The organism is Mesorhizobium sp. EU05-FHT14A09, assembly GCF_058790995.1.
On the sequence record NZ_JBYTDF010000004.1, the window covers coordinates 39788 to 52018 of the forward strand.

General features: G+C 63.0%; 10 protein-coding genes. 4 read left to right on the top strand and 6 right to left on the bottom strand.

What is annotated here, in order from left to right:
- Positions 1-37 precede the first annotated feature (37 nt).
- Both AC3WTO_RS15360 and AC3WTO_RS15365 read right to left on the bottom strand, forming a co-directional pair.
- On the bottom strand, positions 38-538 hold the full coding sequence (locus AC3WTO_RS15360) for a GNAT family N-acetyltransferase (protein ID WP_492461605.1): 501 nt from the start codon (positions 536-538) through the stop codon (positions 38-40).
- Positions 539-689: 151 nt separating this feature from the next.
- Positions 690-4397 (bottom strand): AsmA family protein, encoded by a 3708-nt coding sequence (locus AC3WTO_RS15365; RefSeq protein WP_492461606.1) that lies wholly within the window; start codon positions 4395-4397, stop codon positions 690-692.
- Positions 4398-4622: 225 nt separating this feature from the next.
- Here AC3WTO_RS15365 and AC3WTO_RS15370 point away from each other — a divergent pair, with 225 nt between their 5' ends.
- On the top strand, positions 4623-5036 hold the full coding sequence (locus AC3WTO_RS15370) for a DUF3011 domain-containing protein (protein ID WP_492461608.1): 414 nt from the start codon (positions 4623-4625) through the stop codon (positions 5034-5036).
- Positions 5037-5079: 43 nt separating this feature from the next.
- On the opposite strand, the gene AC3WTO_RS15375 is transcribed toward AC3WTO_RS15370, so the two are convergent.
- Positions 5080-5547, bottom strand: coding sequence for a GNAT family N-acetyltransferase (locus AC3WTO_RS15375; protein ID WP_492461609.1), 468 nt, complete (start codon positions 5545-5547; stop codon positions 5080-5082).
- A 22-nt stretch (positions 5548-5569) separates the two neighbouring features.
- Positions 5570-6979, bottom strand: a complete 1410-nt coding sequence (locus tag AC3WTO_RS15380; RefSeq protein ID WP_492461610.1) for an FAD-binding oxidoreductase — start codon at positions 6977-6979, stop codon at positions 5570-5572.
- Between the two features lie 208 nt (positions 6980-7187).
- Here AC3WTO_RS15380 and AC3WTO_RS15385 point away from each other — a divergent pair, with 208 nt between their 5' ends.
- Both AC3WTO_RS15385 and AC3WTO_RS15390 read left to right on the top strand, forming a co-directional pair.
- The gene (locus AC3WTO_RS15385; protein WP_492461611.1) at positions 7188-7673 is read left to right on the top strand and encodes a thioesterase family protein; all 486 of its coding nucleotides are present in this window, start codon (positions 7188-7190) and stop codon (positions 7671-7673) included.
- A 143-nt stretch (positions 7674-7816) separates the two neighbouring features.
- Positions 7817-8014, top strand: a complete 198-nt coding sequence (locus AC3WTO_RS15390; protein WP_101935034.1) for a hypothetical protein — start codon at positions 7817-7819, stop codon at positions 8012-8014.
- A gap of 176 nt (positions 8015-8190) precedes the next feature.
- On the opposite strand, the gene AC3WTO_RS15395 is transcribed toward AC3WTO_RS15390, so the two are convergent.
- Together AC3WTO_RS15395 and AC3WTO_RS15400 are read right to left on the bottom strand one after the other, a co-directional pair.
- Complete coding sequence (locus AC3WTO_RS15395) at positions 8191-8472, bottom strand: hypothetical protein (protein ID WP_492461612.1); 282 nt, start codon at positions 8470-8472, stop codon at positions 8191-8193.
- A gap of 157 nt (positions 8473-8629) precedes the next feature.
- The gene (locus tag AC3WTO_RS15400; RefSeq protein ID WP_492461613.1) at positions 8630-9190 is read right to left on the bottom strand and encodes a glyoxalase superfamily protein; all 561 of its coding nucleotides are present in this window, start codon (positions 9188-9190) and stop codon (positions 8630-8632) included.
- A gap of 266 nt (positions 9191-9456) precedes the next feature.
- Here AC3WTO_RS15400 and AC3WTO_RS15405 point away from each other — a divergent pair, with 266 nt between their 5' ends.
- The gene (locus tag AC3WTO_RS15405; protein WP_492461614.1) at positions 9457-12216 is read left to right on the top strand and encodes an ATP-dependent helicase; all 2760 of its coding nucleotides are present in this window, start codon (positions 9457-9459) and stop codon (positions 12214-12216) included.
- Positions 12217-12231: the final 15 nt, after the last annotated feature.

Genomic DNA, 12231 nt, shown 5'->3' on the forward strand with positions numbered 1-12231 from the left:
GCGAGCCTTGCGGGTAGCACGTGACGAATTGCGCTCGTCAACCGATGCGTTTGGCCATCATCATTTCATCGATTTCTCTGCCCTCATGGATCAACCCGGCAGGCAAGCGGCCGATCTCGACAAAGCCTTCGCGGACATAGAAACGGCGTGCCGACGGGTTCTCCACGCTAACGGTCAACTCCAGTTGCAGGATGCCGGCGTCACGCGCATGCTTCGTCAGCGCCTCAAGCAGAGCCTTGGCCGTTCCCATGCCACGTTCGCTTTTCCGCACGTAGACCATCACGATCATGGCGCGGTGGCGCGTTTTCAGCGATTGCTCGCGCAACAGGCCCATCAAGCCGACCGGCGCGCCGTCCCGAAAAGCGATGAACACCGCGCCGCCGGCAATCCGCCGCAGCCATTCTTCATCCGGCAACAACTCCCAATCCTCGACGCGGCTGGCAAAGGCCGCCGCTTCGAGCCTGAGCGCCTCCAGTCTTATGAGTTTGAAGGCGCCGACATCGTCCGCACCGGCCAATCGCACTGTCGCAGCATCCATTCGCAAGTCCTCTTCGGCCTGCACGCAACCGATCATTCAAAAAAGCCTCGTTGCCAGGCTTCTATTGCAGTGTTTTCAGGAAATCCTGGATCGAAAACGGCTGGAGCTTGCCGTCCGGCGCACTTGGTGCCGCAGGCGCCGGCGGCATTGCCTAGCGTTCGGCGTCCAGTTTTGCTCTTTCCTCCTGCGCCGCGCGCATCGCCGCTTCGGCTTTGCGCCGCTCAGCCTCGGCTGCTTCCGCAATCGCCCGCTCGGCGCGCGCTTTCGCTTCGGCATCGATCTTGGCTTTTGCTTCTGCGGCGGCTGTGGCTTCGGCCTCCGCCTTGAGCCGCGCGTCTTCCTCGGCTTTGCGTTTCTCCTCCTCGATGCGCCGCTTTTCTTCTTCCGCGCGGTCGCGCGCTTCCTGCAGCGCCGCGTAGTAGCGTGCTTCGCGCCGCAACCGTTGCTTCTCCAGCAAGACGGCCTGCATCGCTTCCACCCGCTGCTGCTCTTTTTCCAGCGCGCGCTGGGTGAGGAACTGTGCCAGCGGCGCACTGTCGAAGCTGCGGACCGGGGCCTCGATCGGTCCCTCGACGCTGTAGTTCAAGGCCGGATCCGAGCCGACCAGCGCCTCGTTGCCGGCCTTGTAGGTGACAGTGCCTCGCGCCGCGACAGTGCCAGCCGCAAGATCAGCGGAGACCTCGGCGGACAAGGACGACGTCGGCGTTTCGAAACTCACCGGCGGTGCACGCAGCACCCCGCCCGCCAATGTGAAAGCGACATCCGCGTCGCGCGCGACAAAGGAGCCCTGCCCCGCGATCGCGCGGGCAAACGCGGCTGTGCGCGGCGCGTCAATGTCGCGACCAACACCGTCCGCCTTGGCAAGCAGCGCCGGCAGCGCGTCGGCATTGAGGTTGGCGATCGTAACGCCCTTGAAGGATGCTGTTCCCGAACCGGCAAGTGAAGCCATCATTGCATCGATGGATTTGCCGCTCGTGGTCACGCTGGCACTCAAGGTACCCGCTCCCGAGAGGCCTGAGGCTGGCAGAAGCTTGGAAAGGTCTGTACCAGCCAGCGTCACCTGGCCGCTGAGCAGCCCGGTGCCGTCATTGTTCTTCAGGTCGAACAGGCCGGTGATTTCACCGCCGAACAGCTTGGCCTTCAACTTCGAAATGCCGAGTCCGTCATCGCCTAGCTTCAGCGACAACATCGCGTCGTCCGCGGCCACCAGCGGACCGGCCAGCAGCTTCACCACAGCCAGTTCGAGATCAGCGGTCATCTGCAGCATCGGCTTCGCCGAAAACGGCGTCTTGGGCCAGTTGCTGCCATCGCCAACCAAGGCGTCGTTGCCGAACAGCATCGCCGCCAGCGGATCCAGATCGAGCGTATCCAATGCCAATTGCCCACTCAGATGCGGTTTGGCGGCATCGAATTCGGCCGCGATATCGCCGGAGAGAGCAGTCCCTGCAGCGCTTCCCTTGAGGCCGGAAATCGCGACGCGGTTGTTGCGATAGTCGGCTTCGGCGGCAAGGGCCACGGGGGCGCCAAAGCCCATTCCCGGCAGGGCAATGCCCGTCGTCATCAGCCAGGGTTCGATATCGGCTGTGTCGAGCGCGATCTTGCCCTTGGCGGCCAGCCCTTCAGGCGCATCGGTTACGGTGCCGTCAAAGCGTGCGCGCAAATCCGGTCCCCACAGATTGAAAGCCGTCGCGACGCCTTCGCTGAGCGTGCCTCTGGCAGTGATATCGGTTGTTGCCTCGCCAACCATGCCGAGCGGCAGAGCTGGCAGGCCGTAGAGTGCAAGAAGCGCGGCGGCATCCGGGTTCTTTGCATCGAAGGTCAGCGAAAACGGGGCTTTCGCGACGTTGCTCGGCTGGCCATGTGCCGACAGCGAAACCGACACCGCCGAACCGCCGGTCGTTCCTTTGCCGGATAGCGCCAACCCGGTCGTGCCGTCACCATTGTCGGCTGCGCTCATCACGACGTCGAGGCGCGTGTCACGATAAAGACCGGGATAGGCCTTGCCACGCTCCGAAAGCGTGGTCAGCAGCCGGCTCCCCGGAAAACGGGAGGCAGCCGCATCAACCAGCGGCGCAAGATCGGGAGCCAGAAGCGAAGCGTCCAGGCTGCCGGTCGGCCCCTTCGGGAAGTCTTTCATGCGGCCGGTGGCACTGACCGACGCCCCGGCCAGCCCGCCGATCGACAGCTTGTCGATTTCCAGCATGCCGGCCCGCAGTCGCAACGCCGTATCCAGCGTTTCGGCTGAAAAACCCCAGGCATTCACCGGTCCCGCCTTGATCTTGGCGTCGAGGTCAGCATCGGCGAAGCGGTTGGTGCCCCTGTCCGACACGAAGAGCGATGCAAATGCGCTCAGCCCCTCGACGTCGAGCGCTCCGCCCTCCAGCCTTGTCATGACGGCCGGCTTGCCATCGGCCGGCTGGCTGGCGTCGAGATTGCCCCGAAAATTTGCCTTCCCCAAAACCAGCTCCAGATCGTCGAACGTCTGGCGGGCATCCGTCAGGTCGACCTTTGCGCTGAAACCGGCACTCGGCAACCGCCGGATCGCTTCGTCGACATCCTGTGAAAGCCACGCCGCGAAACCGGACGGTTGAGCGACGGCGAGCAGCAGCGAGCCGGTGAAACGCACCTTTTCGTCGATATCCAGCTGTCCGTTGGCTTCGAGTGTGGTGCGGCCGGGCAAGGTTGCCGCCAGCGATTTTACCGCCCAGCCCCCGGTGGCGGGCTCGGCCGAGACAACGACATCACGAATCGTCGTGTCGCCGGCCACCATTGCCGGCAGCTTCACTTCCACGGAACCTGGCATCGCGGGCTTCGGCAGTCCCAAAAGCACGCGCTCGAGTGCTGCAATGCGTTGCGGCAGCGCCGCTGTCCCTTCCTTGCCGGGCGTCTCGTCGAACTGCACCTGCGCGCCGCTCGCCTCTATGGCGAAGCGCGGATCGGCGCCGAGATCGACCGAGGCCTTGCCATCGGCGGTGTAGGGATTGTCGAGAGGCCCGGTCTCGAGGCGGAACTCGTCGACCGCAAGCTTGCGGTGGTCGAGCTGGAACTTGCCGTTCAACCGGTAGGTGGGTGGTGCCTTGCTCCCGGTCGCATTCGGGTCTCTCGCGACCGCAGGCTGGGGCCCGTTGTCTCCCAAAAGTCGAAACTGGCCGGCGTAAAGCGCCCGGCCATTTTCCACACCGGCATTGCCGTCCGCTTCGACGGTCAGGGGATAGCCATCGGGATCTGCCTTGATCCGCAGCGCGATCCTGCCGGCATCGGCCTTTCCGGTTGTCACCGCAAGGCGCATGGCAACGCCATCGGCCTTCAGCGCACCTTCCGCGCGCCACGGTCCGGCCAGGGATTTCGCTGAAACGGTCGCGTTGATGCCGGACAACGTCGTGGTGCGTCCGCTCACCTCCTGGCGCAGCTCCACCACCCCGTCGGTCACCGTCAGCTTCTCGATGGCCACCTGTGCCGGATCGAAAGGCGAAGACGGCCTCGCTGTCCAATCCACCTTGCCGTCGGCGGCAATCCTGATGGTCGCCTTCGGCTTCACCAACCGCATATCGAAGATGAGCACCTCTCCACGCAGGAACGGCGCGAGCTCTGCGTCCATGGAAAAGGTCTCGACGGTCATCGCAGGGTCGCCACCCGCACCGCCAGCCACCGAAACGTCGGTGAACGTTACCGACGGAAATGGCAGAAGCCGTGCCGTCGCGCTGCCCTTCACCGTTACCTTGCGGCCAAGAATGGTACTGGCCTCGCGCTCGAAGTCGGCGCGATAACCAGTCCAGTCGATGAAAGGCGGCAACACCAGCGCCGCGAGCAGCGCCAGCACGAACAGACCACCGAAAATCACGAACAGGCGGGCGAGCATTACCCTTGAACCGTTGGGTTGAAATGTTCGCGCAATCTAGCGGCAATACTGAGTTGATAAAGTGGCATCTCTCAATCCGTTACATTTGTCGGTGCATTCGTGAATTCCACTGATCGAAAAATGCCGGAATCCGATAGGGATAATCGCTTTGTTAGCATCCTGCGGCACTTTGTGCGGCCCAGGACGTTTCATAAAATGAGCACATACGGAAAAAGAGATCGCACCGTGATCAAAATTGCCGCCGCTTCCCTGATTGGTTTTGCAGCCCTCGTGGGCGTTTCCACCTTGCCGGCCAACGCAGGACGCACGGTCACGTGCTCGTCCGACGGTGACCAGTACAATGAATGCCAGGCCGATTTCCGGTCCGCAGTGATCGTGCGGCAGAAATCCGACAGCCCCTGCATCCGCAACCGCACCTGGGGCTACGACCGTGGTTCCGGTACCATCTGGGTTGACGGCGGCTGTCGTGCGGTCTTCGGCGAAGGTTCGTCCAGTCGCCGTGTGGTGCGCCGTTATTCCGACGACCCGTTCGGCCCGCCGGTCGTCGAGCCACGCCGCTACGATCCCTATAACGATCGCCGCTATCGCGAGCGCCGTGAGCGTCGCGACGACGACTGCTTCTTCAACGGCGACTGCTGATTCCTGATCGGGCGAAACGGAAGCATACTCCCGTTTCGCCCGATCAGCCTCGTTCCTGGGCTGGTCGCCGCATCAGGACCACTTCCCGTGGTCTACCATCCTCGTCTTGCAGGCTTCGTGAGACTTCGGTGAAACCCAGACGCGCGTAGAAGCCGACGGCCGCCGCATTCGCGGCAAAAACCTCCACGTCGAGCGCTCCCTTCAATGTGGCAGCATGCAGCACCAGCGCTTTGCCGAAACCACGGCCATGTGCCGACGGATCGACGAACAGCCCGCCGATGAAATTGTCGAGCAGGCCGATGAAGCCGACAGAACTGCCGTTCTCCTCGATCACCCAATTCTCGGCCTGCTTCAGATAGACATCCCTCACCTGCGCCTGTTGATCGAGCAGTTCCGTTTCGCTGAAGAAAGGATGACCGATGCGCGAGGCGGCCAGCCAGATATCGGCAAGCCGTTCACGGTGCAGCTCGTCACGATAGGCGTGGATTGCCACGCCATGTTCGACGTTCATGGAAGTATCCTTCAGAAACGGCTTATGCTGGCAGTATCTTTCCGGGATTCATGATGTTGTCCGGATCGAGCGCACGCTTGATCTGCCGCATCAAGTCGAGACCATGGCCATGCTCGGCCTTGAGGAAGCCGACCTTGCCCTGGCCGACACCATGTTCGCCGGTGCAGGTGCCTTCCATGGCAATCGCGCGCATGTTGAGGCGCGCGACAAACCGTTCCACAAGCGCCACCTCGCCCGCGTCCTCGGGATCCATCAGGGCCAGCACATGGAAATTGCCATCGCCGGCATGGCCGACGATCGGCGCGATCAGGCCCATTTCGGCGATATCCACCTCGGTCGCCGCCACGCATTCAGCCAGCCGCGAGATCGGAACGCAGACATCCGTCGACAGTCCCTTGGCGCCGGGCCTGAGCGTCAGCGAAGCCCAGTAGGCGTCGTGGCGCGCTTTCCAGAGCTTGCTGCGCTCCTCGGCCACCGCCGTCCACAGAAACGGCCCGCCGCCATTCTCTTCCGCGATCATGCCGAAGGTCTCCGCCTGTTCGGCCACGCCGGCATCGCTGCCGTGAAATTCCACGAACAGGCACGGGCTCTCCTGATAGTCCAGCTTGGAATAGGTCTTCATCGCGCGCATCTGCAGCGCATTGACCAGTTCGATGCGGGCGACGGGAATACCCATCTGGATGGTCTGGATCACCGCCTGCGAAGCCGCCTCCAGCGTGGGGAAAGGGCAGACGCCTCCCGAGATCGCCTGCGGGATGCCCTGCAACTTCAGCGTCAGCTCCGTGATGATCCCGAGCGTACCTTCCGAGCCGACCAGCAGTCGGGTGAGGTCGTAACCGGCCGAGCTCTTCCTGGCGCGCGCGCCAGTCTTCACGATTTCGCCGTCCGCCATGACGGCGACCAGCGACAGCACATTTTCGCGCATCGTGCCGTAGCGGACCGCATTGGTGCCTGAGGCACGCGTTGCTGCCATGCCGCCAAGCGTGGCGTTGGCGCCGGGATCGATCGGGAAGAACAGGCCGGTGTCGCGCAAATGCTGGTTGAGTTGCTCGCGCGTCACGCCCGGCTCCACGCGGCAATCCAGATCCTCGGCATTGACCGCCAGGACCTGGTTCATGCGTGATAGATCCACAGAAATACCGCCGCCCGGCGCATTCACATGCCCCTCCAGCGAGGTGCCGACGCCAAAGGCGATGACCGGTACGCGATGTTCTGCGCAGGCCCGCACCACCGACTGCACCTCTTCCGTCGTCTCGCAGAAGGCGACGCCGTCCGGCGCCTGGGTCGGGATGTAGGTGGTGGTATGGGCGTGCTGTTCACGGATCGCCTCGCCGGTCTGGAACCGCTCGCCAAGCTGCTGTTTCAGGATGCCGAGCACGGCGGCGATGCCGTTCTCATTGCGTTCGACCGATACGAGGTCGCTCAGAGCCATGCTTTCCTCCGCGATTGGACCATCGCGGCCCTTGTTCTCGAGTTACAGCTGCATAAGCATGTCGCGCAAAAGTGTGCAGCGGTTTTGCGACAACGATATGCGCGAAGTAAAGATCTGCTCACACGCTGTGTCTAGCGGATCGAATTTGACATTCGATCCAGTAGCAGGTCGTCAGTGGTTATTCGGTTGCGCCAGAGGAAACATCTCAATGTCCATCCCCGCCCCTTTCGTCTCCCGTATCATGGATATCGAGAAGGACTGGATCGACTACAATGGCCACCTCAACATGGCTTACTACAACGTGCTGTTCGACCGCTGCTCGGACGACGCTTTCGAACTGATGGGCATGGGACCGAACTATGCCCGCGACCGCAAGCTCACCATCTACACTGCCGAAGTACATGTCTGCTACGTGCAGGAGCTGCATCTCGACCACAAGGTGACGGCCACCTTCCAGCTTCTCGACCACGATGAGAAGCGGCTGCGCGTTTACCAGGAAATCCGCCATGTCGACGGCTGGCTGGCAGCGACCTCGGAATCGCTTTCGCTGCATGTCGATATGGCGGGACCCAAGGTCGCCCCCTTCCCGCCGGATGTGCAGGCCAAGGTCGAGACGATGCGTGAAGCCCATGCCGGCCTGCCCGTGCCGGAACGGGCAGGCCGCTCCATCGGCATCCGCCGCAAGGCCGGCTGAAGCCGCGCCGTTAACCTTAATCAATACTGAACGGGGAGAACCCGCTTGATGCCGTTGAGCGAATCGACGGCGCACCGGAAAACACGGCCTCAGGGTGAACAGAAGCCTGGAGACGGCCAGCCGAAATCTGGCCAGGCACGCACATGAAGATCGATATCGAGGCTCTGTCGGAAAAGCTGGCCGCCGACCCGCGCATCAGCGACTACGACTTCTGGCGTTCGCTGAAGAATCTCAACAATGAAATCTTCCAGATCGCAAATTCGAACGAGCCGATCCCGTTCGATATGCTGCGCTGGCGTGCCGTCATCAAGCAGGCGCGCTCCAAGCGCGGTCCGGCCTGAACCAAACCGTCAATAACGGCAACCGCAGAGCATGATTCCGAAAAAGGGAAACCGGTTTTCGGAAAAGATCATGCTTCAGCAATGAGATAGAGCGAGATGCTGATTCAACGCAGTCACATCCTGCTCCAGTGTCCTGAGTTTCTTCCTCGATCGCGAGGCCTGTGGCGCGCGACCGCTCAGGCGAGCGCCAAGGTCGACAAAAGCGCGAGCAGGAACGAGGCTGCGACCATCAGCGCATAGGCGCGCGGCAGATCGAAAAGGATCATGTGCCCGGCGATCCAGGCGGTGCCGGCCGCGCCCAGCGCGTAGAGGAAGCCGTTGCGGTGGCCATAGACCAGGTTGGCCGCCATCAATCCGCCGATGATGAGCGCACCGAAAACCACGATCACGGCAATGGCTGCCTTGTCGAAATTGTCGTCCACCGTGGTCGGGGGTTTGGAATCGAACGGTTCTTGCATGGCCTCGCCTTGAATGGTTGGCGCGGACAGACTTAACCGACCGCACCAAAGGAGCAAAGACTAAACTCGCCTGCCGCGACGATAACAAGGCGCTACTGTGGATTTCAGGAAACGCCTGCTGAAAAATTCAGCAACCTGCGGCGAACGCAGCCCGGGATCAATCGCCTCCGACGATCTCCATGAAACGAATGCGGTTGCCGAACGGATCGATCACCTCGACCTCCAGCCGGTCTTCCACCTTCTCCAGCCCAGGCTTCATGTAGCGATAATTTTTCGCTGCCAGTTCGCGCTGAAAGGCCTCGGTGCCCTTCATGTAGACGACCATGTTGCCACCCGGGCTGGCATCGCCGGAATGTTCGGACAGATGCAGCCTGAGGCCCGCGCGTGACACCTGCGTGTAGAGCGGGAAGTTGTCGCCGTAACGGTGCTCCCAGTCGACGCTGAAACCGAGGAATCCGAGATAGAACTCGTGCGCCTTGGCGACATCGAAGATCCGGACGATCGGTACGGCCTGTTCGAAAACGATATTGCCGGCCTTGCCGGGAGCGACGGTCCCCTCGCCGCGTTCGATCCGTGCCGAAAGGATGTTCCAGCTCTCGAGCCCGAACTGGCGGGCGACGATCTCCAACGCCTCGGAATGGGGGATTTCGATGTTCTTGGCGGCAAGCGCTTCGCGCATGGCTTTTGCCATCGCCTTGGAATCCAGGAATGTACGCATGATCTGCGATCCTTCTCATCAGGACGAAAAGCTTCACCGGGGCCCGCATTGCCGGTGCCTTCGTCCCATGGACAAGGACCAGACTGGATCATCGCGACGCATTCGCCATACCTTTTCAAGGTGCGGACTGCCGGCTGCGTCGAGCCGTTGCTGGACGCTATCGAGGTCGCATTGAGCCGTCAACAGGGATCAAAGCCGTCGAATCCGGGAACAGTGTGTGAACATTGCTGGCCTTTCTCGTCCGAATCACTACATTCGGAGACGAAATGGCCGGCGATCACGACATGCCCTTCTTTGACGAGGACGACGCTCCGCGTTTCGACGCCGCGCGTGCGCCTTCTTCGCAGGCTGCGCCGTCCGGCATCGCGGCCCGCGCCATGGCGGCACGCCAGGGCCACAACAACCCGCCCGAATATCTGAAGGGCCTCAACCCAGAGCAGCGGCAGGCCGTGGAAACCACGGAAGGTCCGGTGCTGGTCCTGGCCGGCGCTGGCACGGGCAAGACGCGCGTGCTCACCACCCGCATCGCCCACATCCTGGCCACCGGCCGCGCCTTCCCGAGCCAGATCCTTGCCGTCACCTTCACCAACAAGGCCGCGCGCGAGATGAAGCAGCGTATCGGCGTCCTCGTCGGCGAGGCGATCGAAGGCATGCCATGGCTGGGCACCTTCCACTCGATCGGCGTCAAGCTGTTGCGCCGCCATGCCGAACTCGCCGGCCTGCGCTCGGATTTCACCATCCTCGATACCGACGACGTCACCCGCCTCATCAAGCAGCTGATCCAGGCTGAAGGCCTCGACGACAAGCGCTGGGCGCCGCGCACCTTCGCGCAGATGGTCGACACCTGGAAGAACAAGGGCCTCGGCCCGGACGAGATTCCGGAAGGCGATGCCCGCGCCTTCGCCAATGGCTGCGGCCGCGAACTCTACCGCGCTTATCAGGATCGGCTGACCACGCTGAACGCCTGCGATTTCGGCGATCTTTTGCTGCATCCGATCCGCATCTTCCGCAGACATCATGATGTCCTGGCGGAATACCACCGTAAATTCAAATACATCCTCGTCGACGAGTACCAGGACACCAACACCGCGCAATATATGTGGCTGCGGCTCCTGGCCCAGCGGCCGAAACAGTCCAGCGCCACGCAACCGGCCGAAGCGCGCGACCGTGCGCCGGGCGACTTTTCGCCCGCCCACGAAAACACGGCCGACGGCCGCGAGCCCGATTGGGCGACTGAGCCGTCGCAAGCCCCCCGCGGAGCGCCCGCGCCATCAGGCGCGGAACAGCGCGCGAGCGAAAACAAGGTCAACATCTGCTGCGTTGGCGATGACGACCAGTCGATCTATGGCTGGCGCGGCGCCGAGGTGGACAACATCCTGCGCTTCGAGAAGGATTTTCCGGGCGCCACCGTCATTCGCCTGGAGCGCAACTACCGCTCGACCGCTCATATCCTGGGCGCAGCGGCGCATCTCATCGCGCACAATGAAGGCCGTCTCGGCAAGACGCTGTTCACCGACCGGCCGGATCCGGAAGATCCCAAGGTCAACGTGCATGCCGCCTGGGATTCGGACGAGGAAGCACGCGCCGTCGGCGAAGCGATCGAGGCCTATCAGCGAGCCCGCCACAAGCTGAACGACATGGCGATCCTGGTGCGCGCCTCCTTCCAGATGCGCTCCTTCGAAGACCGTTTCATCGAAATCGGACTCAACTACCGGGTTATCGGCGGTCCGCGCTTCTATGAGCGTCAGGAAATCCGTGACGCCATGGCCTTCATGCGCGTCGTCGCCAATTCCGGCGACGACCTCGCCTTCGAGCGCATCGTCAACGTGCCGAAACGCGGCCTGGGCGACGCCACCATCCGCCAGATCCACGACACCGCCCGTGCGCTCGGCGTGCCGATGCTGGAGGCCTCCGCCCGCCTTGCGGAAAGCGATGAGCTGAAACCCAAGCCGCGTGCGGCGCTGCGCGAAGTCGCCACCAACTTCGCCCGCTGGCAGGGCCTGATCGATTCCACGCCGCACACCGAACTCGCCGAGATGATCCTCGAGGAGAGCGGCTACACCGACATGTGGAAGAACGACCGCTCGGCGGAAGCGCCGGGGCGGCTGGAAAACCTCAAGGAGCTGATCCGCTCCATGGAGGAATATGAATCGCTGCGCGCCTTCCTCGAACATGTCGCGCTGGTGATGGACGCCGAGCAGAACGAAGGCCTCGACGCCGTCTCCATCATGACGCTGCATTCGGCCAAGGGCCTGGAATTCGAGACCGTGTTCCTGCCCGGCTGGGAGGAAGGCCTGTTCCCGCACCAGCGCGCGCTGGACGAAGGCGGCCGCTCAGGCCTCGAGGAAGAGCGTCGGCTGGCCTATGTCGGCGTGACCCGCGCCAAGAAGAACCTGCACATCTGGTTCGTCTCCAACCGCCGCATCCATGGGCTGTGGCAGTCGACCATCCCCTCGCGTTTCCTCGACGAATTGCCGGAAGCCCATGTCGAGGTGCAGGAAGGCAATGGCTCGAACTACGGCGGCTACGGCAATCCTTATGGCGGCGGCTCATTCGCTTCCGGCCGCGGCGGCTTCTCGGGCGGCCGCCAGAACCCCTATGGCGCCTCGCGCTTCGACAGCATCGGCTCACCCTCGGGCGGCCGCGCGGCGCGCGGCGATCAGGGCGGCTCGTTCTCCAACAGCTACGCCACGCCGGGCTGGCAGCGCGCCCAGCAGAACCGCACCGAGGCGACCGACCGCAACTGGGGCTCGCGCAGCGGCCACCAGGTCGAGCGCATCGGCTACGGCGAGGTCGATTCCGGCTATGGCGCCGGCCGCACCTCGGTGAAGGGCCGCACCATCGAAGGCGAGCTGGTAGCGAAATCGGTGGCCGACGCGCCTTCGGCTTTCAAGGTCGGTGATCGCGTGTTCCACCAGAAGTTTGGCAACGGCAACATCGCGGCCATCGACGGCAACAAGCTGACCATCGATTTCGACCGCGCCGGCCAGAAGAAGGTGCTGGACGGCTTCGTGAAAGCGGTCTGAGCGCCAAGCTGCGGC